Annotated in this window: 22 protein-coding genes and 6 pseudogenes; 8 read left to right on the top strand and 20 right to left on the bottom strand. The window is 69.5% G+C overall.

Annotated elements, in window-relative coordinates; genetic code table 11:
- The first annotated feature begins 149 nt into the window (after window positions 1-149).
- A pseudogene (locus ACZ4SF_RS33785) lies at window positions 150-684 on the top strand (hypothetical protein).
- Here the strand turns inward: ACZ4SF_RS33785 and ACZ4SF_RS33780 are convergent.
- The 3 genes from ACZ4SF_RS33780 to ACZ4SF_RS33770 all read right to left on the bottom strand — a co-directional run bounded on the left by ACZ4SF_RS33780 (window position 641) and on the right by ACZ4SF_RS33770 (window position 3,359).
- On the bottom strand, window positions 641-1,432 hold the full coding sequence (locus tag ACZ4SF_RS33780; protein WP_468392145.1) for an IS5 family transposase: 792 nt from the start codon (window positions 1,430-1,432) through the stop codon (window positions 641-643). The pseudogene ACZ4SF_RS33785 and the gene ACZ4SF_RS33780 sit on opposite strands and share 44 nt — an antisense overlap.
- Before the next feature lie 329 nt (window positions 1,433-1,761).
- Window positions 1,762-2,571 carry a DUF6585 family protein gene (locus tag ACZ4SF_RS33775; RefSeq protein ID WP_468392143.1) on the bottom strand — a complete coding sequence of 270 codons (810 nt, stop codon included), beginning with the start codon at window positions 2,569-2,571 and terminating at the stop codon, window positions 1,762-1,764.
- 374 nt (window positions 2,572-2,945) lie between these two features.
- Window positions 2,946-3,359: a hypothetical protein gene (locus ACZ4SF_RS33770; RefSeq protein ID WP_468392141.1), complete on the bottom strand. Its 414-nt coding sequence runs from the start codon at window positions 3,357-3,359 to the stop codon at window positions 2,946-2,948.
- Between the two features lie 442 nt (window positions 3,360-3,801).
- On the opposite strand from ACZ4SF_RS33770, the gene ACZ4SF_RS33765 reads away from it, so the two are divergent.
- The gene (locus tag ACZ4SF_RS33765; protein ID WP_468392139.1) at window positions 3,802-4,287 is read left to right on the top strand and encodes a DUF1877 family protein; all 486 of its coding nucleotides are present in this window, start codon (window positions 3,802-3,804) and stop codon (window positions 4,285-4,287) included.
- A gap of 196 nt (window positions 4,288-4,483) precedes the next feature.
- Here ACZ4SF_RS33765 and ACZ4SF_RS33760 read toward each other — a convergent pair whose 3' ends face one another.
- The 4 genes and pseudogenes from ACZ4SF_RS33760 to ACZ4SF_RS33745 all read right to left on the bottom strand — a co-directional run bounded on the left by ACZ4SF_RS33760 (window position 4,484) and on the right by ACZ4SF_RS33745 (window position 8,583).
- Window positions 4,484-5,263, bottom strand: coding sequence for an alpha/beta fold hydrolase (locus ACZ4SF_RS33760; protein ID WP_468392257.1), 780 nt, complete (start codon window positions 5,261-5,263; stop codon window positions 4,484-4,486).
- A 51-nt stretch (window positions 5,264-5,314) separates the two neighbouring features.
- Window positions 5,315-6,210: pseudogene (locus ACZ4SF_RS33755) on the bottom strand (IS256 family transposase); the annotation flags it as partial.
- Window positions 6,211-6,773: 563 nt separating this feature from the next.
- Window positions 6,774-7,436 (bottom strand): response regulator, encoded by a 663-nt coding sequence (locus ACZ4SF_RS33750; RefSeq protein WP_150497990.1) that lies wholly within the window; start codon window positions 7,434-7,436, stop codon window positions 6,774-6,776.
- Window positions 7,411-8,583: a sensor histidine kinase gene (locus tag ACZ4SF_RS33745; RefSeq protein ID WP_468392137.1), complete on the bottom strand. Its 1,173-nt coding sequence runs from the start codon at window positions 8,581-8,583 to the stop codon at window positions 7,411-7,413. Before ACZ4SF_RS33745 ends, ACZ4SF_RS33750 begins: the two co-directional genes overlap by 26 nt.
- A gap of 175 nt (window positions 8,584-8,758) precedes the next feature.
- On the opposite strand from ACZ4SF_RS33745, the gene ACZ4SF_RS33740 reads away from it, so the two are divergent.
- Window positions 8,759-11,029 (top strand): MMPL family transporter, encoded by a 2,271-nt coding sequence (locus ACZ4SF_RS33740; protein ID WP_468392135.1) that lies wholly within the window; start codon window positions 8,759-8,761, stop codon window positions 11,027-11,029.
- A gap of 67 nt (window positions 11,030-11,096) precedes the next feature.
- Here the strand turns inward: ACZ4SF_RS33740 and ACZ4SF_RS33735 are convergent.
- The 3 genes and pseudogenes from ACZ4SF_RS33735 to ACZ4SF_RS33725 form a co-directional block, all read right to left on the bottom strand.
- A pseudogene (locus tag ACZ4SF_RS33735) lies at window positions 11,097-11,642 on the bottom strand (IS5 family transposase); the annotation flags it as partial.
- Between the two features lie 172 nt (window positions 11,643-11,814).
- Entirely contained in the window at window positions 11,815-14,226 is a 2,412-nt protein-coding gene (locus ACZ4SF_RS33730; protein WP_468392133.1) for an ADP-ribosyltransferase domain-containing protein, read from the bottom strand.
- A gap of 448 nt (window positions 14,227-14,674) precedes the next feature.
- Window positions 14,675-14,803, bottom strand: a complete 129-nt coding sequence (locus tag ACZ4SF_RS33725; RefSeq protein ID WP_468392131.1) for a hypothetical protein — start codon at window positions 14,801-14,803, stop codon at window positions 14,675-14,677.
- A gap of 48 nt (window positions 14,804-14,851) precedes the next feature.
- Between ACZ4SF_RS33725 and ACZ4SF_RS33720 the strand changes: the two genes are divergently transcribed.
- Together ACZ4SF_RS33720 and ACZ4SF_RS33715 are read left to right on the top strand one after the other, a co-directional pair.
- On the top strand, window positions 14,852-15,088 hold the full coding sequence (locus tag ACZ4SF_RS33720) for an STAS domain-containing protein (protein ID WP_468392129.1): 237 nt from the start codon (window positions 14,852-14,854) through the stop codon (window positions 15,086-15,088).
- A gap of 1,131 nt (window positions 15,089-16,219) precedes the next feature.
- Window positions 16,220-16,597 (top strand): hypothetical protein, encoded by a 378-nt coding sequence (locus ACZ4SF_RS33715; protein WP_468392127.1) that lies wholly within the window; start codon window positions 16,220-16,222, stop codon window positions 16,595-16,597.
- Window positions 16,598-16,738: 141 nt separating this feature from the next.
- On the opposite strand, the pseudogene tpg reads toward ACZ4SF_RS33715, so the two are convergent.
- Window positions 16,739-17,271 (bottom strand): annotated as a pseudogene (gene tpg, locus ACZ4SF_RS33710) (telomere-protecting terminal protein Tpg).
- Between the two features lie 66 nt (window positions 17,272-17,337).
- Between tpg and ACZ4SF_RS33705 the strand changes: the two are divergent.
- Window positions 17,338-17,439 (top strand): annotated as a pseudogene (locus ACZ4SF_RS33705) (HNH endonuclease); the annotation flags it as partial.
- A 425-nt stretch (window positions 17,440-17,864) separates the two neighbouring features.
- On the opposite strand, the gene ACZ4SF_RS33700 reads toward ACZ4SF_RS33705, so the two are convergent.
- Window positions 17,865-18,131, bottom strand: a complete 267-nt coding sequence (locus tag ACZ4SF_RS33700) for a hypothetical protein (protein WP_468392125.1) — start codon at window positions 18,129-18,131, stop codon at window positions 17,865-17,867.
- Window positions 18,132-18,556: 425 nt separating this feature from the next.
- Here ACZ4SF_RS33700 and ACZ4SF_RS33695 point away from each other — a divergent pair.
- Together ACZ4SF_RS33695 and ACZ4SF_RS33690 are read left to right on the top strand one after the other, a co-directional pair.
- A pseudogene (locus ACZ4SF_RS33695) lies at window positions 18,557-18,793 on the top strand (phosphotransferase); the annotation flags it as partial.
- A complete protein-coding gene (locus tag ACZ4SF_RS33690) occupies window positions 18,760-19,479 on the top strand; it encodes a phosphotransferase (RefSeq protein ID WP_468392255.1) in 720 nt (239 codons plus the stop codon). The pseudogene ACZ4SF_RS33695 and the gene ACZ4SF_RS33690, both read left to right, overlap by 34 nt.
- Here ACZ4SF_RS33690 and ACZ4SF_RS33685 read toward each other — a convergent pair.
- From ACZ4SF_RS33685 to ACZ4SF_RS33650, 8 genes are all read right to left on the bottom strand, one after another.
- Window positions 19,449-20,510, bottom strand: coding sequence for a glycosyltransferase (locus tag ACZ4SF_RS33685; protein WP_468392123.1), 1,062 nt, complete (start codon window positions 20,508-20,510; stop codon window positions 19,449-19,451). The two genes, ACZ4SF_RS33690 and ACZ4SF_RS33685, sit on opposite strands and share 31 nt — an antisense overlap.
- 7 nt (window positions 20,511-20,517) lie before the next feature.
- A complete protein-coding gene (locus ACZ4SF_RS33680) occupies window positions 20,518-21,132 on the bottom strand; it encodes a dTMP kinase (RefSeq protein WP_468392121.1) in 615 nt (204 codons plus the stop codon).
- Entirely contained in the window at window positions 21,129-22,007 is an 879-nt protein-coding gene (locus ACZ4SF_RS33675) for a PIG-L deacetylase family protein (RefSeq protein WP_468392120.1), read from the bottom strand. Before ACZ4SF_RS33675 ends, ACZ4SF_RS33680 begins: the two co-directional genes overlap by 4 nt.
- 14 nt (window positions 22,008-22,021) lie before the next feature.
- Window positions 22,022-22,753, bottom strand: a complete 732-nt coding sequence (locus tag ACZ4SF_RS33670) for a glycosyltransferase (protein ID WP_468392118.1) — start codon at window positions 22,751-22,753, stop codon at window positions 22,022-22,024.
- Window positions 22,750-23,631: a phosphotransferase family protein gene (locus ACZ4SF_RS33665; protein ID WP_468392116.1), complete on the bottom strand. Its 882-nt coding sequence runs from the start codon at window positions 23,629-23,631 to the stop codon at window positions 22,750-22,752. Before ACZ4SF_RS33665 ends, ACZ4SF_RS33670 begins: the two co-directional genes overlap by 4 nt.
- Window positions 23,628-24,515 carry a glycosyltransferase family 8 protein gene (locus tag ACZ4SF_RS33660; protein WP_468392114.1) on the bottom strand — a complete coding sequence of 296 codons (888 nt, stop codon included), beginning with the start codon at window positions 24,513-24,515 and terminating at the stop codon, window positions 23,628-23,630. Before ACZ4SF_RS33660 ends, ACZ4SF_RS33665 begins: the two co-directional genes overlap by 4 nt.
- Window positions 24,516-24,626: 111 nt before the next feature.
- Window positions 24,627-24,827 carry a hypothetical protein gene (locus tag ACZ4SF_RS33655; protein WP_468392113.1) on the bottom strand — a complete coding sequence of 67 codons (201 nt, stop codon included), beginning with the start codon at window positions 24,825-24,827 and terminating at the stop codon, window positions 24,627-24,629.
- Window positions 24,827-25,033: a hypothetical protein gene (locus tag ACZ4SF_RS33650; RefSeq protein ID WP_468392111.1), complete on the bottom strand. Its 207-nt coding sequence runs from the start codon at window positions 25,031-25,033 to the stop codon at window positions 24,827-24,829. Before ACZ4SF_RS33650 ends, ACZ4SF_RS33655 begins: the two co-directional genes overlap by 1 nt.
- Window positions 25,034-25,527: the final 494 nt, after the last annotated feature.

The raw sequence follows: 25,527 nt of genomic DNA, 5'->3' as shown, positions 1-25,527 counted from the left end.
CCGGAACAGCGTCACCGCGCCGCGATCGGCTGAGTCAGAAGCCGTTGTCTTTCCGGAGTTGAAGACTGCGTTTTCGCTGGTCGGGCATAGGGTCGACGATCCCGTGGGAGTAGTGGTCTGGCGTGCTGTCGCTGCCCGGGAGGTCGTGGATGCCGTCGGTGGTTGGGCTGTTGGAACAGCGTGAGCTGAGTGCTCGCCGTCGTGTGGACGAACTGCGGGAGGAAGCCGACCGCGTCCAGGCCGAGCTGGCCGTGGCCGAGCGGGAATGGAAAGGAGTGGGTCATCGCCCGCTCGCGGGTCGGCGAGGTGCTGGCACCGGTGGACGAGACCGAAGATCACGCCCGGACCGAGCGGGCGATGCCGGCCGAGGAGGCATCATCGGCGTCGAGGGCCGCGAAGCCGAAGTCGCACGTGCCCATGTGGCGTGAGGGACTGGCCTGGTCTGTGCTATCGATCGACTACCAGCGCATCCTGCAGGCTCTTGCGGACCGGCATCGCCTCCATCAAGGGCCGCTGACCTGCCAGGAGATGGCCGTCTTGTTCGGCCTGGACGCGGTGCCGGCGAAGGTGGAGGCGCTGCGGTCGAAGGCGAAACGCCTGGTCGCGCGCGGCTGGCTGGTCGAACAGCAGCCGGGCCGCTTCACGCTCGCGCAGAATGTGACCGGGCCAGGCGCCGGGTCATGAGCAGGGTCATCGACCAGTAGACCATCGCCTCGGCGCTGGTGGTGCGGCGTTCGAAGTCGCGCACCAGACGGCGGGTGCGCATCAGGTGGGCGAAAAGGCGCTCGACGATCCACCGCTTGGGCAATACCACGAAGCCACGCATGTCGTCGCTGCGCTTGACGATCGCCAGGACCAGGGCGAACGCGGCCAGGCAGTGCTCGACGAGACTGCCGGTGTAGCCGCCATCCGCCCAGACCAGGGCCAGTTTGTAGTGCGCGTCCGCGACTTGGTGCAGCAGGACCTGGGCGGGGGCGCGGTCGCCGACATCCGCGGCGGTGACCATCACCGCGAGCAGCAGGCCGAGGGTGTCGACCACGACATGCCGCTTACGGCCGTTGATCAGCTTGCCACCGTCGAAGCCGCGGCTGTCGGAGCCGACGACCGCGTCCGCCTTCACCGACTGCGAGTCGATCACTCCGGCCGTCGGCTCCGTGTCGCGGCCCGCCTTCCCGCGGACCTGCGCACGTAGCCGGTCGTGGAACTCCTTGACCAGGCCGTGGTCGCGCCAGCGGCGGAAGAAGGCGTACACCCGGTCCCACGGCGGGAAGTCGGCCGGCATCGCCCGCCACTTGATCCCGTTGTCCACGAGATACCGGATCGCATCGAGTATTGCCCGGAGGCAGTACCCCTCCGGTCGGCCGCCCCGGCCACGCAGCCAGCCCGGCACCGGCAGCAGCGGCCGGGCCACGGCCCACTCCGCGTCCGTCATGTCCGAGGGATACCGCCGAACACGTTCCGGATGATCGGCCGCGTTCCCGAACCGGTGAGCAACACAATCACACGTCGGTGCAGCCGAGTTGAACTCCACCGGCGCGAGCACATACAGCTGCGGCAACAGGGTCTCCGGGATCTCGGTTGGCTCCGCAACCCCGAGCTACCAAGAGGCCCTGTTCTCATACCCGCGGCCAGCTGCGATCACCCGATCGAGACTCCCGTTCGACGCGCACCCCTCAAGACCGGAACTCTGGAAGGTGGTTGGCGCGCTGCGGAGTGAGCCGGGGGCCCTGCCCCAGCCGGTATGTCGCCGCTACGGGCTCCTCATCCGGTGGAGGCCGAGCGTCTCAACGCGTCGGCGAGGTTCAGGAAGACCAGTAGGTTCGGGAAGCCGGGCGCCGGTACCTTGAGCCAGGCCGTGAGCTGGCCCCGGCGGTGGATCCGCACGTCGCCGTGCTTGACGTCGATCCGCTCCACCTCGTCCCAGCCGATGCGCTTGTCCTCCTGCCCCACACCGCCCAGCGTCATGTCCAGGACGCCGAACCACAGGCATTCGCCGGCCTCCAGACGGGCAGCGTCCTCCGCCACCCGGGCACGGCTGAACGTGTCCGTCAGGCCCTCGGCGAAGGGCACCATCCCGGCGTATTCGTCGTCGCTCACGGTGAACGACAGGCCGTCGGTCGCCCGCACGTGCAGCTTGCGCGTCGTGGCGCTGACGACGCCGTTGGTGACCTTGACGTCGTGCCGAGCGAGGGAATCGATCTGCGCCCACGGGTACGCGTGGATCTCGAAGCCCTCTGCGTGGTAGACCACCCCGCCCTCGTACCAGGCGATCCACCTCTGGTGGCCGCGGCCGCGCGACCACGCGACCAGGAGCCACACGAGGACCGCCGGCGGCACCATCGCCAGGATCAGCAGCGGCAGCGAGTAGTACCAGGCACCTTCCGTCCGTTGGTCGTTGACGGCGAAGGTCACCGCCACGGTCAGCAGAAGCACGCTCACCAGCGTCAGCCCGATCAGGGGTGCCCAGGGGAGGGACCTGGGGGAGTTGGCCACCAGCCCCTTGCGGGCGCCGAGGCCGAGTTCCTGCGCCGCGTCGCGCATCGAGCGCGGCGCCTCTCCGACGTCCCTCATGAGAAACCCCCTCCTTGCATACGGTCCGCCCGGACCGGTCCGGTGTGTCGCCGGTATCGGGCGAGGCATCCAAGTATGGGTGAACGCCGCGGAGTTGAGCGAGAGCGAAGAGGAACGGGAAGGAGAGGTACGTCACGCGAGCGCGATCATCGCAAGATCAGCCCCGGGGGGACCGTGGCCGAAGCCGAAGCCGACCTTAGTCCTCGTGACGTAGACGCCGCTCACCTGCACCGAGGACATCCTGCTGCGCGCCGTCGAGTACCTGAACGAGGTCGGCGCACAACGGGGTGAGCGTGGGCTGCCGAAGCTGCTGCCCGGCCTCAACTTGATCTACGGCCTGCCCGGCGAGACACACGCCACGCACCTGGCCAACCTCAGGGCACTCCAGAGGATCCACGACGGCGGGCTGATGTGCCACCGCACGATGTGCGCCTGGCCCGTGCCTCTTCCTGCACCCCGCTGTTCGACCTGGCCTCGAACGTCTCCCTCCGCACGGTCTCCACGGCGAAGGTCAGCAGACCCTCCGCCTCGGCCGAGGCCAGCTCCGTCATCTCGGCGAGGAGGGCCTCCCGTGCTGCCTCCGGGTCGCTCGCGTACTCCTCGTCGAGCCGGACCGTCACCACTTCCCGGCCGGAGCCGGACGCGACCAGCAACTGCATCTCACCGTGGTAGCCGAGGCGTTCCTGTGCGGCCCGCAGGATCCGCCGGTGGTTGACGAAGTACGTGCCGACGCGCACGACGTCGCCGTAGCGCGCAGCAGTTCCAGCCTCGGCACGTGGCTGCCGCACGCGCACGCACCCTCCACCGCCCGGCCCAGATCACCGATCTCGTAGCGCTCCAGCCGCTGTCCCGCACGGGCCCGGGAGGTGAAGACCAGCCGTCCCGGCTCGCCCGGTGCCACCGGCCGGTCCGTGTGCGGGTGGAGGATCTCCAGCGTGTGCAGATCGGTCAGCACATGGTGAACCGACCCCTCTCCCGCCGTGCACCGGTAGCCCAGCGGCCCCAGATCGGTGCTGCCGTACGCGGCGGAACGGATGACCTCGACGGCGAACTCGTCGGTGAGTACGCGGCGTTGCTCGGGGGCGAAGTGCTCCCCGCCGTAGGGCGTGTTTCGAAAGTCCTGCCGGATGGCGCGAGTCGTTATCGACGACACGTGGCTGTCAGTGCCCTCAAGTAGGTTCTGTCCGTTCGGCCTGACAGGTGGGTCGTTGAGCTGAGGGATTCGTCGTAGTGAGCATCTACCTGCACTTTCGTGCCGTGGCTGAGTCCGAGATCCGGGATGACCACACCTGGCTCGCTGCGTTCATGTCTGAGGCTTGGGAAAACGACATCGCCGAGTACGCAGCGGGCATCGCCCACTCGATCAACAAGGGCTGGGACGCTGTCAACGACCTCTATGCCGCGGCCGATGGCTTCTATGCAGACGCCGACGAACCCTGGAATCTGCCGATCTACGGCGGCCGCCCCGTGCCCCACAGTGCTGACGCCGACCCCTCGGATCCTCCCCTGATGCTTCTGGAGCCGCCCGGGGTGTCACAGGCCGCGCGTTTCCTTACGACTGTCTCTTTCGACGAGCTGTGGAACGTAGTCGGTGCAAGGTTCAGTGCCCTCGGCTGGACTAGGCAGGAGTACCTCGAACATCACCGGGACCTCCAAGAGTTCTACGGGCAGGCGGCTTCGGCAGGCCACGCCGTGGTCAAAGCGGTATGGGCTTGAGATTTGACCTGCCAAGCCCCGACATTACGGGGCGTGACGCGGGCTATCGCCCTGAGGCTCACTGGGATCACGGACGACGGCACCATCAGGCCGACAGGCCCCTGCCCCCTTCCTTCCAGGAGTAATTGTCAAGACCTGTGGATCGGTGGCTATGTGTGGGGTCTGACTTTGGTGTCCTTGTGACCGCGCAGGAGTTTCAGGCGAGGCCCTCGAGGAAGTCCGAGAGCGCGGTGTCCAGGATCTCGGGCTGTTCCAGGTGCAGGTCGTGGCCGGTGCCAGGGATGCTCATGGCCATGGTGGCGGGTCGCTGCCGGAGCATCTCGTCCGCTTGCTGCGCGGGGATGAAGCTGGATTGGGCCAGGACGACCAGGGTGGGGCACGCGACCTGCCTCCACTCGTGCCGGAAGGAACGCCGGGCGTTCTCCGCCAGCGAGCGGACCATCACGTCCCGGTCGAAGCGAGGCCACCATCCGCCCTCGCGTTCCTCCAGCCCGGCCGCCCAGCCTGCGCCGACCGGCCCGCCGCCGAGGAACGCGGCTGCCGCTTCGCGTGAAGGGAACGGTGTCGGCCATGAGTCGAGCCATCCGCCGATGTCCGCGGGGCCGTCCGGGTTCGGGCCGCCGGGGCCGGCCTCGACGAGCACGAGTGCGCGGACGAGCCCGGGATGTGCGGCGGCGGTGAGCATGGCCGTGTGCCCACCCAGCGACTGGCCGACCAGGACGGGTCGCTGCAGCGCCAGCTGATCGACAACGGCGATGACGTCGGCGACGTAGGCGGCGCGGGAGACGTCCCGCGGGTGGCGCTCGCTGGCGCCGTGCCCGCGCTGGTCGACCGCGACGACCCGATACCGGGAGCTCAAACGCCCGGCCAGCACGTCCCATTCACCCGCGTGACCGGCCAGGCCGTGCAGCAGCACGATGGGCTGTCCCGGCCCGCCCCAGTCCCGGCAGGCAAGCCGGACGCCGTCTCGCACCATCACGTGTTCAGACCATGCCACGTCAGCCCCCAGGTAATCGACTGGCCTCGATCATGCCGCAACCGCCGCGGGCCGCTCGACGAGCCGGCCGCGGGCGAAGCGGGCTCGGTGCGGCCGAGGGCGACGAGGTGGGGCGCATTCATCGCCCGCCGCCGGGCCTGGGCGGACCCGACGAGCTTGAAGACCATCGCCAGGGCGGCGGTGCGGGAGCCGGCGCCGCGGGTGACCTTGGTCCGCAGTCGGACCGTGGCAAACGTGGACTCGATCGGGTTCGTGGTCCGCAGATGGATCCAGTGTTCGGCCGGGAAGTCGTAGAACGCCAGCAGTTCGGTCTGGTCGTCGGTGATCTTCTTGACGGCTTTGGGGAACTTCGCCCCGTAGAGCTGCACGAACGTTTTGATCGCCGCCTCGGCGTGCTGTTTGTCCTCGGCGTTGTAGATGTCCTGGATGGCCTTCTTCGCTCCCGGCTGCGCGGACTTCGGCAGGGAGTCGAGCACGTTTGCGGTTCTGTGAACCCAGCACTTCTGCTCGCGGGTCTCAGGGAACACCTCGGCCAGCGCCTTCCAGAAGCCCAGGGCACCGTCCCCGACCGCGAGCACCGGGGCGCGCATGCCCCGGCGGGCGCAGTCCCGCAGCAGGTCGGCCCACGACTCACAGGACTCGCGGTAGGCGTCCTTGAGCGCGACCAGTTCCTTGGAGCCATCGGCGCGGACCCCGATGAGCACCAGGACGCAGGCTTTGGCCTCCTCCAGGCGGACGTTGAGGTGGATGCCGTCGGCCCACAGGTACACGTAGTCGACCTTCGCGAGGTGGCGGTTCATGAACGCGGTGTGATCTGCCTGCCACTGCTGGGTCAGTCGGGTGACCGTGGCCGGGGAGAGCCCGGCGGAGGAGCCGAGGAACTGCTCCAGGGCGGGCACGAAGTCGCCGGACGACAGGCCGTGCAGACGCCTCAGGCGCTTAGCGCGTCAAGTCGATCGTCGGAATGGTCGAACAGCGGGCGTCGGCTTGTCCTGCTGAGCGGGCAGTCAGCTGGAAGCGGCCTGGCGTACCACATCTCGCCCGGCACTACTCCGGCCCGGGCCTGCCGTTGCGCCTCCACCACCACGCCCTCGACAAGGACGTCGTCGACCGCTGCACCCTCAGCTATGATCTCCGCCAGATTTGGAGCAGCCCCGGGTGAACAGTGCCCCTTTCCGTCTCGTCTCGCTCCCTGGCATTCCAGATCCGTACCCTCCCGTCGCTGTCGGCGGTGGCGAGCTAGGCCGCGTATCGAGTCGTGATCATCGGGTGGTCCTGGTGAGGTCTTTGATCCAGATCATCGAGGCGTGCAGGTGGAGACTGGCGAGGTAGCTGTCGGGAGTCTTGTCGTATCGGGTGTCTCACCGTCCCAGTTCCTGCCTCCTGGTACGTCACGCTCTGGGGCGGGTGAGGCATGTGGAGCCGACGTGAGCCGACCGGTGCACTGATGTCCGGGCGGGGACTCATGGGACATGGCCCGGCACCCGGCTCAGGTTCCGGGGAGGATACGGCGCGTTTCGTAGGCCCACATCGCGATCTCGACCCGGTTGCGGGCGCCGAGTTTGGCCATCAGGCTGGCCAGATGCGTCTTCACCGTGCTGAGGCTGATGTGCAGTGCATCGGCGATCTCGGTGTTGGTCAGCCCGCGAGCGACGGCGAGGAGCACCTGCTCCTCGCGGGCGGTGACGGGGGAGACCGGCTGGGCCACGGGCCGGCCGGCGGGCAGGTCCGCGAATGCCTGGAGCAGACGGACGGTGACGCTGGGGGCAATGAGCGCCTCACCGTCGGACGCCGACCGTACGGCCTGCGCCAGAAGGTCTGGTCCCGTGTCCTTGAGGAGGAATCCGCGGGCGCCGGCACGCAGTGAGCCGTAGACGTACTCGTCGAGGTCGAACGTGGTGATGACGACCACGGCCAGCGGGTCGGCGACGCCCGGGCCGGCGACCAGCCGGGTGGCCTCGAGCCCGTCGAGTACGGGCATGCGGATGTCGAACAGGCAGACGTCGGGGCGTAGCTCGCGGGCCAGACGTACCGCTTCCCGCCCGTCGGCGGCCTCGCCGACCACCTCGATGCCGGGCTGGGCGTTCAGCATGATCCGCAACCCGGTGCGAATGATCGTCTGGTCGTCAGCGACGAGGACGCGAATGGACACCGCTCTCGCTCCTCGCTCTCGGCAGTTCGGCTTCGACATGCCAGCCCCGGTCGGTACCCGGGCCGGCTCGTAGTGTGCCGCCGAGCAGGGTCGCGCGCTCGCGCAGTCCGGTAAGTCCGTATCCGTCGCGACCCCGGCCGGTGCGCCGGCCGTTGTCGCGCACGCTCACCCGTACCGTGTGCCGTTCCGCGGCGACCCGAACGACGAGCTCGGTCGCGTCGACCGCATGGCGCAGCGCGTTGGTCACCGACTCCTGCACGATCCGGTAGACGGCCGCGTCCACGGCCGGGGGCAGCGCGTCCAGTTCGCCGTCGAGCCCCAGGTCGACCCTGAGGCGGCCACCCGGGGTGCGCACCAGGCGCTCCAGATCCGCGACTCCGGCAGGGGGCGCCAGCTCGGCGCCGACCCCGCGGTCGCGCAGCGCGGCGACCATGGCGCGCATTTCCTCCAGCGTGCGCGCCCCTTCCTCCTCGACCCCCTCCAGCGCCTCGACGGCGGCGGACGGGTCGGTGCCCGCGAGCACCCGGCCCGCCTGGGCGATGATCACCATGGCCGACACGTGGTGGGCCACCGTGTCGTGCAGTTCCCGGGCGAGCTGCTCGCGCTCGCGGGAACGCACCTGCTCCAACTGCCGCTCGCGAGCGGTCACCCGGAACCGCACGGCAGCCCCGGCCACGCCGGGCAGCAGCAGGAAGACGAAGCCCACGACATTTTCGACGACCGGGGTCTCGTCCGTGACGGAACACAGCGTGCTGGCCGCGAGGATCACCGCGCCGCCCAGCACAATCTCGCGTCCCGATCCCCACCGGGGCAGCGCGTACACCAGCACGAGCACGACCGCGCCGGTGTACAGGCCGACGGGCTCGCGCGGTGCGGCGACGAGCGAGGCCACCTGAAGCAGGATCACCGAGCCGAACGCCAGCGTCACCATCGCCAGCGGGCGGATCCGGCGCCACAGGAGCAGCAGGCACAGCCATACGGCGAACACCACCGCCACCGGCCGCCACACGACGTTCTCGCGCAGGGTGGCCTCCAGCGCCACACCGGCAAGGCCCGCGGCGAGCAGCGCCCAGTCCCGCCGCACCCGGGCGGGCGCGTCGGGCGGCCGGGGTTCGGTCCACAGGGTTCGCAGGTCGTCTCGGAGCACGGTTCTCAGCCTAGGGACCGCGGCGTGCCGCGCATCGGCCGAAAGGACGGGTCGTCACTCCGCCCCGGGGCCGACGGATCCGCAGCTCGCGGGCCGATGCCGCGGAGCGCCGTGGCGACGAGCCTCGGCATCGGCGGCCGTACAAGGACGGCCGACGAGGTGGTTGGAGGACCCGATGCTCTCGAAAGCCCTGTTGTGCCTGGGCGCAAGCGCCGCCCGCCATCCCTGGCGGGTGATCGCGGCATGGCTGGTCGCCGCCACGCTCGCCGTCCTCGCCGCCGTCGCCTTCGGCGGGCGGACCGCGGACTCGATGACCGCTCCGGGACTGGACTCCCAACGGGCCGCGGAACTGATCGAGCGGGCTGGCACCGGCCAGGAGGGGATGACCGCCCAAGTGGTCGTCACCCCCCTCGACGGCGCTGCGACGTTCTTCGACCACGGCAGCGCGCGCACCGCTCTCACGCGGCTGCAGACCGAGGTGAAGCGGCTGCCGCACGTGCTCGGCACGAGCGACCCGGCGGGGGCACTCGACGCACGCGGGGACACCGCCGTGCGTGGCGGCCTTGTCTCGGCCGACGGGCGGATCGCAGTCGTCCGGGTGCAGTATCCCGACCAGAGCCGGCTGTCGGCCGAAGACCTCGACGCCCTCGTCGATCTCGGCGACCGGCTGCGCGCCGAACTGCCCCTGCGCATCGAGATGGGCGGGAACCTCTTCTACGCCTTCTCCGACCCCGACGGCGGCGCAAGCGAGCTGATCGGCATCCTCGCCGCGGCCGCGATCCTGTTCCTGGCGTTCGGTTCGCTCGTCGCCGCCGCGCTGCCGATCGGCATGGCGGTCTTCGGACTGACCGTCGGGGTCGCCACGATGACGGTACTGGCGGGGGTCACGGACGTCCCCACCTTCGCACCGGTCCTGGGCAGCATGGTCGGGCTCGGAGTGGGCATCGACTACGCGCTGTTCGTGCTCGCCAGGCACCGCGAGTACCTCGCGCGCGGGCTCGATCCGCACGAGGCGGCCGGACGAGCGGTGGCCACGGCGGGGCGGCCGGTGGTCTTCGCCGGCGGAACCGTCGTCGTGTCGATCCTCGGCATGGCGGTCGCGAACGTGCCGTTCATGACGGTTGGCGGGCTTGCCGTCTCGATCGTCGTCCTGACCATGGTGCTCGCGTCGGTGACGCTGCTGCCGGCCTTCCTCGGCGCCGCCGGCCCGCGCCTGGCCCGGGCCGGCCGGATCGGCCGGGCTCTGCAGACCAGGAAGCTGGGCCGACTCGCACGGCGGCGGGACCCGGCGGCAGGCTCCGCCCACGCCGCCGGGTGGCGTCGCTGGATCGGGCACGTCAGCGGGCACCCGGTGCCGTACGCGGTCGGCGCGGCGGGGCTGCTGCTGACCGCGACGCTGCCCGTGCTCGGCCTGCGCGTCGGCCTGCCCGACGACGGCTCACTGCCCCACAGCCGTACCGAGCGCCGGGCCTACGACCTCGTCGCCGAGGGGTTCGGCCCGGGCACCAACGGTCCCCTCGTCATCGCCGCGGACCCCACCGGTGATCCGGGAGTGCTGGACCGACTCGTCGGGGCGGTCGCGGCGGATCCGGGCATCGCCTCCGTCGCGCCGACGCACATCGATCGGGCCACCGGCATCGCGACCCTCGTGGTGTTCCCGACCACCAGTCCTCAGGACAAGGCCACGGCCGACACCATCGCCCGGCTGCGCACCGACGTGCTGCCCACGGCGATCGGGCACGGCCCGGCCAGGGCCCACGTCGGCGGCGCCGCCGCGAGCCTGTCCGATGTGGGCCAACGCACCAGCCAACGCCTGCCGGTGTTCGTCGCCGCCGTGCTGGCGATGTCGTTCCTGCTGCTGATGCTGGTCTTCCGCTCGATACTCGTACCGCTCAAGGCGGTACTGCTGAATCTGCTGAGCATCGGCGCGGCCTACGGCATCATGGTCGCGGTCTTCCAGTGGGGCTGGGGAGGCGCACTCATCGGGCTGGAAGCGACGGTTCCGATCGTGTCGTTCATCCCGATGTTCCTCTTCGCCATCCTGTTCGGCCTGTCGATGGACTACGAGGTGTTCCTCCTCTCCCGCGTACGCGAGGAGTACCTGCGCACCGGCGACAACGGCACGGCGATCGTCGAGGGCGTCTCGCGCACCGCCCGGATCATCACCTCGGCCGCCCTCATCATGGTGGCGGTCTTCCTGTCCTTCGCCGTCGCCGAGGACCCCTCCACCAAAATGTTCGGGCTCGGCCTGGCCACCGCGATCTTCATCGACGCCACGGTCGTACGCATGGTGCTGGTACCGGCGACCATGACACTCCTCGGCCGGACCAACTGGTGGCTGCCGAAGTGGCTGGACCGGATGCTTCCCCGCGGCCCGGTCGGCACCGACGACACCGACGCGGAATCCACGGGTGAGGCCCCGCGTCCACGGCTGGTTGACCGTTGACTCAACTCCTGCCCGCCCTTGGCGTCCGGCACCTCAGCGCGTCACCTGGGGGCATATCGAGTCGTGATCATCGGGTGGTCCTGGTGAGGTCCTTGATCCAGATCATCGAGGCGCGCAGGTGGAGACCGGCGAGGTAGCTGTCGGGAGTCTTGTCGTATCGGGTGGCGATGCCTCGCCATGCTTTGAGCTTGTTGATCAGGCGTTCGACGGTGTTCCGCTCCTTGTAGAGATCGGCGTCGTGGCTGACGGGTCGGCCACCTCTGAAGCCCTTCTTCTTCCGGTTGGCAGCCCGGTCCTTCTTCTCCGGGATGACCGCCTTGATACGGCGTTTGCGCAGGTGGGCGCGGTTCTCGCGGGACGAGTACGCCTTGTCCCCGGCGACCGCGTCCGGCCGGATGCGGGGTCGGCCGACGGGCCCGCGTACCCGTACCTTCTTCAGGAAGGGGATGAACTGCGGGCTGTCCGCTGCCTGGCCTGTGGTCAGGATGAACGCCAGCGGGCGGCACTCGCGGTCGGCGGCGAGGTGGACCTTGCTGGTCTGCCCGCCTCTGGAACGTCCGAGGAGGGCGGCCTTCAGCCGGAGTTTCCGCCGACGCCGGATGCGTCGTCGTTCTTCCAGCGCGGGATCACTTTCGGTCTGTTGGGGCAGCGGTAGGGCCGGTATTGGCCTCTGCCACGTGGTTGCGGCTGGCGTTGTGGTGGGACCGGTATGGGCCTGTGCCCCGTGGTTGCCGGGCATGAGTGTTCGGCAACCATGACTGTGGCCTCGTGGAACAACGAGCGGTTCACGACACTGCGGGAGTGCTGTCCGTGATCTCGTTCAGCCGGATTGTGCACAGTCCGCGGGGTTCGCTCTTCACCTCCGTCACTTTGAGCTGGGTACCGGGGGTAAGGATGTATTCCTCTTCGCCGGTGAAGGCGGAGAAGTTCTTGATCCCGACTGCCCGGGCCGGCGTGACCTCGAAGAGGGTCCGTTTGCCGCGGCTGCCCAAGAAGGCTCTGGCCACATTCAGCTCGGAGGTGCATGAGGAGACGCCCCACCAGGTCACGGTCCGGCCCAGGGGGTACTGCGCCCGGAGGTCCAGTGACACCCCGCGCCACAGCGGCTGCGTGTAGGCCGGCAGCTTGGAGACCGCTGAGAACAGAAGCCGCAGGTAGGGCAGGTAGGGCGTGACCCTGGTGCGGTCGGGGGAGCGCAGAACGCTGTTGATCTCGCGGTAGAAGGCTGATTCACAGGTGTAGAGGTGGAGTGCGGCGATCGCGTCGGCGGACAGGCCGCCGCCGGTCGCCTGGTCCGCACGCTGCTTGCCGAAGTCGCGGGAGCGTCGGATGTGCCCGGTGAGCCCGGTCAGTGCCGTGCTGACCGGGGCGACGGCGTCCTGGAAGTCCATCAGCGGGGTGTCGAAGACACCGGTGATCGTGGGCAGGGCCAGACCCTCGTCCTTGACGCTGGTGAGGCGTTCCAGGTACAGCTGGTGCAGATTCATGGTCGACTCGATGAAAGCGCCCATGTGCGCCGAGACATCCCCGTCCGCACTGCCCAGGCCGGCCGCCGGCACGTTCCACCCCTTGCTCGGCAGCCAGTCGATGGGGTCGGCGCCCACCGAGGTCAGGGCGTCGTTGACCTGGGCGAAGTGGTCGCCCTCGCAGAAGATGTCGCCCTGTGCCGCCGGGTTGGCGTGGTCGAGGTGGCGGACCTCGACGTCCGGGTACTTCTGCTGGAGCCGCAGGACGGCCCGCTTCAGGCTGCGGGCGTGCGCCCCCCACCACGCGAACACGACCCCGCGGTCCTCCTCGGTCGCGTCCTGCTTGGCCTTGAGGATCTCCTCGACGATCCGCTCGGCGACCGGCCGCCAGAACGCCGTGTGCTGGTCGGCGCCCATCGCGCCGTCGCCGCTCGCGGTCAGCGACGCGTTCAGCAGGAGCACGCCCTGCGTCAGCATCGCCTGGAACCACTCCGGTGGCTGGACTGTGTCCCGTTCCTTCAGCAGCGTCCGCACGTCGGCGATCGGGGTCTTTTTGGCGATGCCGTACTTCCACATCGCCGCTGCCTTGATGAGGCACCTGATGCTGACGACTCGGCCGAACTGGCTGTCCTTCCAGTCGCTGAAGGTGTTGTCGAACATGGCGATGCCGGTGGCGCTCTCCGGCCGCGGGTACGGGTTCTGGCCGAAGACCACGACCTTCCACTTGTGCGGCGGGTTCGGCTTGAGCGCCTGGAACGTCAGCTCGCGGACCGGGACCACCTCGTGGCTGCGGTCCTTCCCGATGAACCGTGCGGCGTCCGGCTGCGCCTCGATGACCGGCTTCAGCAGCGGGAGCCAGGCCTCTCCGCCGCCGTCGAAGAGTGCGGTCAGGGCGAGGGGGTCGTTCGCATCGGGGTGGGGCTGCGGGGGCTGGCCCGGAGCCGGGACGCCGGTCGTCGTTCCGGTCATGGCGGAGGCGTTTTCGCTCGTCGTGGCAGAGGGAGAGGAGGGGGCGGCGCAGGGAGCGGGAGCGGCAGTCTCGGGCGCCGGCGCGGGGGCGACGGGCGTGAGGGCCGCCGGCGGCACGATGCGCACCCGCTGGTCGACGGGCGCGGTCTCGATCCCGTGGAGCTGGGAGGTGATCGTGGACCGCAGCTCGTCGTCGTCCTCGAACCAGTGGTCGTGGAAGAGGGTGTAGCCGGTCCACATCAGATTGGCGCACACCCGGGCCGGCACCTGGCCGGTCTGCGCTCCCATCCCGACCAGCGCCACGGACCGGATACTGCCCGGCTTCTTCCGGTTCTGCCGGTGGACGGCCTGGAAAGCGGCCGCGCACGCCAGTGCCACGTTCAGCGTGGCGCTCACGTTCTGCGAGGACCGCACCATCGTCGGCGTCGATATCAGGTACCGGGGGACGGTCGCGCCGGACGGGACGCAGACCGCGCTGCCCACCGGCATGGGTCCGGCGAACCGGTCGCGGATCGCCCGCTGGACGCGCACCTGGATGCCGGACCCCAGGTACCGCTTGATGACGGCGTCGACCCCGCCGTCCATCCGGCCCCTGGAGTTCGTGGGGGTGACCCAGGCGTCGACGTCCTCATCGAGGATCGAGCCCTTGCGGATCTCGATGCCGGGGGTGTCGGCGAACGCGGCGCGCCACGCTTCCACCACACGCTCGTTGACGTCCGTCAGCACCACCCTGAGCGCGGGCAGCACACTGCTCTCGGTCATCGTCCACTCCTGTCGTGCAACAGCGATTCCAAGGCCTCGAACGTATCGCCCACCACTGACAACGCAGCTCTGACAAAGGGAGGGTGACCTGCCGTCATGCTGAGCAGGTGTCGCGGTGACCGGCCGCCGGCAATCGGAGTCGCGGCACGCCGCTCCCCGCGCGGGCGGGGTTCTCGCCGCAGGCGCCGTCGCATGGCGTGTGCACCGCATGCTGGGGTGCGCCGCCTCTCAGCCGACGATACGCCGATCGCCGCCCGGGATCAGGCGTGCGTGCCGGCTCGGGGACCAGGACAGCAGGTGCGCGTCCAGGCACAGCCGGTGAAACTCGGTCAGGAAGTCTCTGGGAGTGGCGAGCAGAAGACGGTGTCGTCGTTGTAGTGCACGGGCAGCACTCAGGGGCGAGCGTCCAGGCGCCGGGCCAGTTCCGCTTCCTGCACGCCGTCCATGGTCACCGCGAAGCCGCGGGCAGCTGCGTGCCGCCCAGGAGGGGCAGGTCGGTAGCGGGGAAGCGGCGGCCGATCTCCTCCAGGCCGTCGAACAGCAGGGTGTCGCCCACGACGTACAGGCGCAGCCGCACCGACCCGACGGCCGCGCGGAACCCGGTGAGCGAGCCGGTGAGTTGAACGTGGTCACCGCCGCCGAACTGCGTAACGCCGCCCAGCAGGCCGTTACGACCTTCCCCCGCACCCTCGTGGGCCTGGCGGGCGTTCCCTTATGCAACTGCACGGGCCTGAGCGCCCTGATGGCTGCCAACCGCCACGCCAAGGAGCGAGGCGCCGTCATCAGCCTGCGTTCAGTGCCATGCGCCGTGGCCTGGCTGCTGCGCCTGACGCACACCCGCGACGCCTGCGTCATCGAATAGGCGGCCTTCTTCCGCCCTTTGCTCCCTGTGATGGAGCTGAGCGTTGCATGCCGTGGTGATCGACAGCGCGCGGCTCGAGTCACCGTGGCTGGGAGCGTCGTCGCACATGGGTCAGGTCTGCCCATTCACAGCCAGGACCCAAAGGATGCGCAGCTGTTTGGAGTTCCCGCTCGGCACGGGGCTTGACGGGTGAGGTCCGATGCCGTGTCATCGTGAAAGGCACAACAACGGCGGGGGACACGATGGCGACAGAGGGACTTGACGGGCCCGGTGCCGAGCCCGCACGCGACAATGCCAACGCACAGCCCGGCACTCCGAAACCCACGCGGCACCACGGCAGTTGGGCTGCAGACAACGTACCTTTGATTATCCTGGCTCTCATCGTCCTGGTGCTGGGGATCGCGGGCGTGGCGTCCAACGACAGTGTGACCTGCCCTGGCGGAGCCACTAGCTGTGGCACTCCCTGAAACCACCTGAAACCGTTGCGAGGATGGCTACGACCGGGCCGTCGCCGTCTCAGGGACCACCCCTGCGGAAGCGGGCCTGCCCGGCGAGGACCTGTTCGTGCATGGCCTCGGTGTAGGGCTCGTCCCGGTCAGCGATCACGTCGTGGAGCCCGCCTTCGAGGTCAGGCGACTCCAGCGCGACCTGACGTACGACGTGCTGCGGGCCGCCGTCGAGGCCAAGGGGAACAAGGGCGGGCGGCGCACGGTCATCGCTGCCGACAAGACCGACGCCGTGCGCATCGCGTTCTTTGGGGGCCGCTCGATCCAACGACCAGGCACTGCGTGCAAACGCGGACAGTACGAGCTCCCCGCGACCAAAGGACCCGTTGCCGGCGCCGGCTGCCGAGGGTTGTCTGGCTTCGAGCTACTGATGCCGCTCTGCCAACAGCCAGGCCGGTCCTGCGAACTACGCCGCATCGTTCAGGCTGGCGCAGGCAGGTCCGGTGTTTCGTCACCTTCCGCCATCAGCGCGTACGGGCTACCGAGGGTCGATCGTCGCAAGGCTCTGTTCGAGGCCGCCACACCTCCTTGCCCTTCATCACTGATGCTTCTGAGTAGCCGCGCGGGCCCGGCCTGAGTACCTCTGCCGGTGTGCTGGGCCGTGTCGCCCCGGTTCACTGAGCCCATGACGACCTCCGCCACAGCGCCGGCACCGGCACAGCCAGGCAAGGACGACCGGGACGCCCGGGGCTGGGTGGCCCCGGCGGTGGCCACGGCCCTGATGATCCTGCTCGGCCCGCTCGCCCTCATCTTCGGCGGACTGTCCGACATGGCCACGGACAGCTGCGGCCCCGACCACTGCTCAGCAGCCCTGGAGACAGCACTGGTCCGAATCCACGGCATGCTCCGGATCGGCGGCCCGCTCTCCGGCGCAGCCCTGCTCACCGCGTGGTTGCTGCCCTGGCAGCACCGCTGGTCGGCGTACCGCGTCTGGGCAGCCCTCACCGCCCTGGTCCCACCGCTGGCCGTGCTGTTCCTGGTCTTCACGCTTCCTGCGCCCTGATCACCCGCCCGCCAAGTGCCCTTCAGCCGGGCCCCTTCCGGCGCACTTTTCCTGCCGCCCGCTGCGGGGTCTCCCGCACACCAGTCACCGCCGATATCCGAGGTCGTACCGCGGCTCAGGACCGTCGACGCGCTGGCCCGGCTACAGCTCGAACTCGAGACCGAGGAGGCCGGTGAGTTCTACTTCGAGGCCGTGGGCGCGGCGGCCGTTGTCGCGGAATTAAACTCGCTCAGGCCTCGGCCGCGACGTGGCGGAGTTGGTCCTCGGTCGCACCGGCCTCTTGAGCCTCGAAGAGACGGGCGGCCTGGTGCGGCGGCAGCGCAGGGGGCAGGTGACGCAGCCGTGCGTCGTCGGTGCTGCCCGGGGCGGCGGTGTAAGCGTACCGGGTCTGGACATTGATCATGATGCCGCCGGTGGTGGCCGCGGTCTGCCTTGCCTTGACCCTGATCTGCGGCTGCGTGCACGCGGACCTCACGCTCAGCCGCTCGGCGAGCTGCGGCCGGGGGTGCGATCTGGTTCTTCACATACCGCTCGACGGTGCGCTGGCTGATGCCGAGCAGCAAGGCGGCCGGTGCCCGAACGGCCATTGGGGGAGCGGAGAAGGACTCCTCGGTCCCGGTGGTGGCCACAGCGTCCGGTGCCCCGCCCGTGGACGCCGTCAGTGGACGCACCATGGGCGTCGACGGCGCTGCCGGCGCGGACTGGGTCTGCGCTGCGGGCGCGGCAGCGCTGAACTCACGCTCGCCGAGGGCCTGGGCTCCGGCGCTTCCTTCTGGAGCGGGAGGAGACGGGAGGCCTACGCCAATGACCTCGGGGACGACCGCGCGCTGATCGTTGTCACCTGTCCGCCCCTTCCATGGCGGTATCGGTACCCTCGCCGTCGCTCCACTCGCCGCGGCGTGCTTCCCCCTGCTCCAAGTCGTCCGGCCCCGGTACCGCCGCCTTGCCCGCGACCACGAAACCCATTCCCGTCGCCGGGAGCCATCTGTGAGCCGCGAGCCAGACGAATCAGCCGCCATCTCCGCTCCGAGGCCGTCTCCGTCATCGTCCTGCTGCCCGGCGGCCACGATCTGCTCCCTGTCAGGCTGTGGTCTGGCTGGTCGGCGCATGTCCGGGGCGGCGGACCGGTGGACATGGCTGGTCGCCGCCGCGTACGCATTTGCCGTGTCCGGTCCGTGCGCCGAAAAGCAGCAGGCCCGGCCCCGGCAGGCCACTCGGTTCGAAAGACCGACGGCCCGCCATCCGCTCCGACGTGTTGCGAAAACGGTCAGGCGGCCGAAGACCATCGCCGGACGTGACCGGGTCGGATCGTAAGGAACGAGCTATGAGGTCGTGGCGGTGCCTGCGTGGCGCGTTGGCCGTGGTCCTGCTCGGCCTGCCGCTTGAGAAGCAGTTCCATCTTGCGGTCGATGCGGCTCAGCCACATCGCATGCCACACCCGCAAGGTGTGCAGCCGTTCCAGGTCCGGCAGCAGATCATCGAACGTGCTATCGATTCTAGGCTCAAGATCGAGGCCGCCGGCCGGGATCTCCACCGGTGTAACACCGCCCCCGCCCGTACGGCGATCACGTACGGTGGCGGATGCCGCCGAGCCCGAGTCATACGAGCCGCGTTGAAGGGCCCATACGGTGCGGGGTTGCACCGGGGCTGCCCCACGTCGTGTCTGCCACGTGGCGAGTCTCGTGACGCGGATGGCCTCGTCGGCGCTGATCAGCCTTGTGATCGCCGCTAGGAGTGGCCGAGGTTCGCTTCGTTGACGACGGGGGTGGGTGCCAGGACGAGTGGCAGGCCTCTGGATGATCGTTGTGCCCGAATGGGGCGTGCTCGCGTATCGTCCGTAGGGTGATTGATGCCACCGTGGCGGCCCGAAGCGATATCGCCGAGAGCGTGCTCGGAGAATTGATCGATGCCTTCGGCCTCGGAGAGGTGCGGGAGTCCCGCTATCTCGCTGACGGGCTGATGAACGCGAACTGGAGGCTGGATACCCCGGTCGGGCAGTTCGCTTTGAAGCGGGTCACGGATGTCTCGCCGGAGCGGTTGCAGCGCAATCTTGGCGCGCTGGCCGCCCTCGGCGCCGGCGGCGTCCCTGTCAGTGCCCCCGTCCCCACGATCTCGGGGTCGCTGGTGGCCCAGGCCAGCGACGGCGCCTGGTGCCTGTTCCCATGGGTGGCTGGCTCCCATGTGCGGGGTGTCGATCTCACCTTGTCCCAGGTGAGCGCACTGGGCGGGCACCTGGGGCGCCTGCATGTGAGCCTGGGCAGCGCTTGTGCTCGGGGGCTGCTGCCCGGTGTGCCAGAGACGATCACCGCGGACGTCACCTCGCCGGAGCGAGCGGTGGAGAAGGTCGAGCGGCTGTCCGCGGCCATACGCGCCATCGGAACGGGCAGTTCGACCGAGCAGCCGCTGTCGCCTTGGAGCATCGGCGGGCCCTCGTCCTCAAGTACGCCGATCATCGTCCGCGATCCGCGACGCCTGAGGGTGACCACGGGTGGACGCATGGCGACGTGCAGTACCGAAATCTGCTCTGGGAAGACGGGGCACTTGCCGCCATCCTGGACTGGGACCGGATCGCGGTGCGCCCGTACGCGGAAGAGGTCGTACGGACGGCGCAGGTGCAGTTCGGCGTGGGCGGGGTGTTCGACCTCGCGCGGGTCTCCGCGTTCGTCGAGGGGTATCGGTCTGTGGTGCCGCTGGAGCCGTCTGCGCTGGTGGATGGTGCTCGTCGGCTGTGGTGGAAACGGATGACGGACTTTTGGCAGCTGGAGTTCCACTACGACCGCGGTGACTTCTCCTTCGATGAGCTGTTCACCGCGGACGAGGCGTTGCTGCACTGGTGGACGGACCGGCTGGATCAGGTCGAGGACGCGTTCGCCGCAGGGTAGATCCCGAGGCGTTCGAGGTCCGGCAGACGGGGGCGGGTGAAGGCGGTCGCTCGTTGCCGAGCTTCCTCTCCCAGGGTGTGGTGGTCGGCGGCGCGGAGGGCCTCCACCCACTCTTCCGCGCCGGCCTCGGTGGAGAGCACGATCCCCGTGTTGCCCAGGGCTTCGGGGATGCCGCCCCGGTCGGTACCAATGCTCGGGGTCCCGTGCAGGGCAGCTTCGATGATCACGCGGGGGAAGGCGTCCTCCACCGTGGACGGCACGAGCAGGAGGCGGTGGCTGCGGTAGAGGGGACTCATGTCGTAGACCCTGGGCACGTAGGTCACGTTGGGGTAGCTGGCGAACTCCTCGGCGGTGTTCCACCAGCCTTCCACCAGGGTGAAGCGCTGCTCGGGCATGCGTCGGATGAGCTGGTGCAGGAGGTCGGCGCCTTTCGCCGGGATCGGGTTGACCATGAGCACGGCCCTGGTTCGCTTGCGGCGGCGCTGCCCCGGCTCCGGCAGTGTGAAGGGCGGGTACAGGACGGACAGCCGGGTGCCGTCGGTCCGGGGCGCACGTCGGAGAACGAACTGGGAGACGGCCAGTCCATGGTGCGGGCGCCCGGTGAGCACGCCGAGTCCCGTCTTGGAGACTGAGTGCAGGATGCCTGCGACGAGGGCGGTGGGCCGGACTTGGGCGGCGATATAGGCCGCACCTTCCTGTGAGGTGAACACCACGTCCGGCCGCACCCGGGACAGCATGCTCCGCAGAGCTAGCGTGATCCGCTGCTGCGGTACCGCGATGCAGTCCATTCCGTTCCACGTGTAGTGCAGCTCCTCCTGGGACTCCTCGTACGCGGTGTCGAGCTGGTCGAGGAAGGCCCGCATCTGGGCGATCTGCGGGGTCTGGTCCCAGGGTGCTTGGTGGGAGCCGAGGTAGACGGTGCGCCATCCGGCTGCCGCGAGTTCCTCGGCGAGGAGTTGCTGGGTGACCTCGGCTCCGCCGATGAGGAACGGAGGCGGGGTACGCCGCCAGGCGAAGAGGGCTGTGGGCATCGGCCGGTCACCTGGTCCAGTACGTGACGAGGGCCTCCACCGCATGCGCGACCGCGTCCGGGCTGGCGTCGGCGGGGATGACGGTCACTTCCCGCGACACCGGTGGCTGAACTGCGGATACGAAGTAGTCCCTCGTGTGGGTGAGGAACGCCGGCTCGTGGAGAAAGTACTCAGACTCCGCCGCCGTGTGCCCGGCCGCCTTGCGGCGCAGGGCCAGTTCTTCGGCCGGCACGTCGAGGTAGAGGGTGTGGTGGGGGCGCAGGAACGGCAGCTCCTGGAGGCGGTCGCGGAGGCGGTGGTGGATGTCGTAGCCGAACAGGGCGTCGAGCGCGTGGGCGTGGGCCAGGAGGGTGTCCACCGAACGGTCGAGGAGGACGACGGGCTTGGAGCTGGCGAGTGCCTGGCGCACGCGAGCGCCTTCGATGCCCATGAAGGTCTCGAACGCGGCGAGCTGTTCGGCTGCGGATGCGGTGCGGGCGGGCGGAATGTCGGTGCGACGGGTGATGTGCTGGACGTAGCAGTCCGAGACGAAGGCCCACTCCTGGATGCCGCACGTGCATAGGTGGCGAATGGCGGTGGACTTCCCGGCGTATGACGGCCCTTCGAGCGCGATGATCTTCACGGCGACTCCGTCCGGTAGAAGCGTTCGGCGAAGGCTCCCGTACCTCTCAGAAGGTCGGCCGCCGTGGCCCAGGCGTGCCGGATCGGCCGGTACATCTTCCGAGCGGGGTGCATCTGCGAGCCGTGCATGTGCAGCACCGTGACCTTGTCGAGCACAACGCCGGTGATGTCGACGAGCTCGGGGAGCAGGGAGGAACCGGTGCGTGCTCGGAAGAGGTGCTGGTCGCAGCCGGCCAGGGCGTAGGTGGGCCAGAAGGCGAGGTCTTCCCAGAACCAGTGGCATCCGAGTCGTACGGCTGCCGCGTGCACGAGGAGGTGGTCGGGGTGGCGGGTGACGGCGGCCGGGGCGAGGAGTTCGGCGCCGGGGTGGGCTTCGGCGATCTCGCGGAGCTCGTCCGTGATCCGGTCCAGACGGTCCTGGTCGAAGGGGCGATATGGGGGTTCGGCGTCCCTGTGGCCGAGGAGGATCCGGTCAGCCGCCAAGGGTGCCAGGGCGGCGGCGCCTTCCCGGTTGCGCATGTCGGATACGGCGGACTCGGTGCCGTAGGCGCCTTCCAGGGTCGGGTGGACGCTGGTGGAGCGGGTGAACACCGTGGTCACGGTGAGCGGTCGGGGATGGGCGAGGAAGGTGCCGGAGGCGGACAGGGCGAAGTCGTCGTGGTGCGGTTCGATGACGAGCACCGGGCGGCCGGCCGGGCGGCGCATCTCGATGAGGTAGCGCTGCCCGCTGTGCGGGGTCTTGAGATCGATGATCCGATGGTCGTGGGTGCGGTGGCGCTCGGACAGGTGCTCGGTCCACCGCCGGTGGGCGTGCATGAGGTCGTCGGGGAAGGTGTAGATCCCTTCCGCGTCCGGCACGGGCGGCGTCACGGTCATGGTGGGCTCCGGGGTCATCGGACGGTGGTCTGGTACCAGTGGCGCCACATACGTGGGGAGCTGAGCCGCAGCCGGGCGGTGACGGGGTTCTGCCACCACAGCATCCGGAGGCTGGACCACTGGTCGTAACGGCGGGTGGAGGGGCGTACGCGCAGCTCGTCGAGGATGACGACCGGTGCGTTCTTGCTGCGGCCGTGTGCCGTCAGGCGGCGGAAGAACTCGACGTCCTCGCTCATGAACAGGTCGTCGCGGTATCCGCCGATCTCCTGGAAAGCGGCGGCCGTGGCGAACTGGGCGACGCCTTGCGCGCCGCCGTGCGTTTCCCGGTAGTGGTCCCAGTAGGCACAGAGCAGCCGTGCGCCGAGCCGCTTGGGGGTGTACAGGGGCGGGATGGCGCCGCCGACGGCGCCGTTGTCCATGGCGGTGGCCGCAGCGGTGATCGCTTCGATGGGGAGGGCGACGTCGGCGTCCGTGAAGAACAGCCTGCGGCCTTCGGCGGCAGCCGCGCCGGCGTTGCGGACCCGGCTGATGTTGCGGAGGGTCTCGCTGATCACTCGGACGCCGAAGGAGGCGGCCATGTCGGCGGTGGCGTCGGTGGAGGCGTTGTCCACCATGACCACCTCCCCTCGTTCGCCGCTCGTCTCCTGCCAACGTTCGAGGGACGAGAGGACGGTGGGGAGGTAGCGAGGCAGGTAGGCGGCTTCGTTGTGGGCTGGAATGACCACCGTCAGTCCAGGGCTGGTCATCGGGGTGTCCCTTCCCTTCTGGCCGTGCGGAAGAGGTGCGGTGTCTGACGGGTCAGGTCGGCCAGGCGGTCCGACCACAAGCGGCGGCTGGTGCCGGGCGTGGCGTGCACCCAGCAGCGCGCGGTGTGGAGGACCACCCACGCCGAAAGCCGGGTGTCGTTCAGGGGCGCTGCGTAGGCGCCGAGCAGGGTGCGGCGGTCCCATGGGGTGTGGGCCGCGGTCATGACGAGGGCGTGGGCGACGTCCGCCTCCCGCCGACCAGGCGCGGCATCGGTGAAGTCGACCATGTAGCGCGTGCCGTGCGGGCCGGAGAGGACGACGTTGTCGAAGTGGATGTCGCCGTGGCACCACACGGTGGGTGCTCGCTCCGGCGTGTCGGCGATGACGGCGAGGGCGGGGCCGATCCGGTTCAGCAGGTCGGGTGGGCAGTGGTGGGCCAGGGAGGAGACCGAATCGAAGAACGGGCGGCGGGGCACCGGCTGCTCGACCGGTGCTCGGTGCAGGCGCGCGAGAAGGCCACCAAGGTCCTTGAGCCCTTGGACATGTGGGATGTGGCCGGAACGAACAGCGGCACCCAGAGTGTGTCCGCCGAGGTCAGAGGTGATGAGCGCGGTGGCCCCCTCGCTGGAGATGGTGCCACTGCCGAGCACCTGCGGGACAGGCACAGCGACTCCTGCCGCGCGGATGGCGGCGGCCTCGGTCAGCGCGTTGCGGCGGGCGGTGTGGTCGTACAGCTTCACGATCACGCTGCGGCCGTCGCGGAGGTCCGCCCGGAACACGGCCGTCCGGGAGCCCGCCGACAAGCGCTCCGCGGTCCGGGTGGGTGTTCCGAGCAGGGTGCTGCATGCCCGGGTGACCATGGCCGGCGGCGCGCTCATCGAAGCCCCGCCGGTTCGGGATGTGCGGCGCCCAGCGCGCGGACGTGCCGCAGGGTCCGCTTCAGGACAGTTCGGTACTCCCGTACGTCGTCTGTACCGGGACACGTCGTCTGCCAGGGTTTCTCGGGGCCCACGAAGTGGACCAGGTGCGCGGCCGGGTCCGGCCACAGGGGGCGAGTGACGACGCGGCGTACCCAGTCACCGCGTTCGAGGTACCGGCCCACCTCGAACCGGTTGTACGCGGTGTCCGCGGCCCGCACGCGACCACTGTGGAGGAGCCACAGGTTCAGGGCGTCCTGGTCGTTGTGGAGGATGTGCCTGCGGTGTCTGGCCAGGGCCTGCTCGACACCCTGACGGATCTGCGGCAGATCGGTGGTGTGAGCCCACAGCAGACCGGCGTTGTAGTACGGCTGGTCCCTCAGATGCGGCCAGCGTTCCGCGGCCCCAGGCAGGGCAGGACAGCCGCCGACGGACGGGTTGAACTCGTCACGTACGGCGCCGACCTCGCCGGGCCGGAGAGTGTCGAGCGGGGTCGCCAGGTCGCCGCGGACCAGGACGTCGGCGTCCACGTAAATCAGGTACGGGCGGCGGACGAACGCAGGAGTGAACTCGAATCGCAGATAGGTCGTGACGGTGATGTACGAGGTGTCCGCCATCCGCGCGGGTCGGAGTGGGGCGCGACGAGCCAGCGCGAACGAGCCGAAGCCGACCCGCTTGGCGAGGTCGGCCAGGAGCAGCACCTGGGACGCTCCGAGGTCAAAGCTGAGCAAGCGCAGAGCTGCGGCCTTGCGGGCGCTGGGGCTGAGGCTGTCCGCCAGCGAGGCGATCGTGGTGAGGCCGGGGGTCAGGTAGTGCCGGTCGATGCAGATGCCGAATGCGTACACGGCGAGTCCGCCTTCCGGGCGTGACGGAGGGAAGTAACTGGCGATCGGCTGTCAGTCGCTGACGTCCGCGCACTGCGCGGGCTGTGCGGAGCCGACAGCGGAGGGCAGGGGCTAGAACGCGCGGTCGGCCGCGTCAGGACCGGCATCCGGCTGGCTGACAGACGGCCGGTGGCCGGCGACGACGTTCTGATGGTCGTCGGTGATCAGTGCGCCGAGCGTGAATACGGCAGCGATGTGGCCGGTGAACCACACCCCGACGCAGAAGCGCTCGACCGCATCAGTCCCACCGCGGACTTTGTGGCGGCTGCGCATCAGGTGCTCTTCTCGCGGTTCAGGCGGTCTGCGCGTGTCTCGAGTACGTGGAGCGAATCGGGGTCGTCCGTCTCCCACTGGGTGGTGGTGCTGCCCGACACCGGGCGCAGGACCCAGGTGGTGCTCTGCTTGATGTCGGTGACGATGGCGTGATGTCCGTCAGCGTCCTCGACCAGGTCACCGACCTCTGCCCGTGCCCGGGTCACGAGGCGGCTCCCGGCACGAGGTCGCCCCACAGCCACCAGCCCGAGGAGGCATCAAGGAGGATGCGGCGGCGTTCGTGCTGCCCCGGGGTCTGGCGGGCCGGCGGCGACGTCGCCTCGGTGAGGAAGCCGCCCCGGTCACGGATGAGGACGCCGAGCGCGGCGAATTGCCGAGCGTCTTCAGCCAGGTGAGAGATTCCCGCGACGAGCGGACCAGGCCGGAAGACAGCGCGCTCGTGACAGCCGCCCAAGCCGGGCGCGCGTCGAGTGGCATGCACGGGTCGCCGTCGGACCAGTTGCCGGCCACATGCCAGTGCCGGGCGTCGGCGTAGTGGCGTGCGCGGCGCTCGGCCTCGCGGACAGCGGCCGATTCGGACGCACAGGAGTAGACGGCAACCGGCACGTGTCCGATGCCGCCGGATGGGGATTTCGGCATGCAGTCAGCGTGCTGTCGGTGGTGCGCCTGGGACAGGCACGGCTCGTGGCGGCCGCACGAA

The sequence above is a fragment of the Streptomyces sp. NPDC027663 genome, assembly GCF_055566415.1.
The sequence above is the reverse complement of the archived record's forward strand: the minus strand, read 5'-3'. Positions and strand labels throughout refer to the sequence as shown.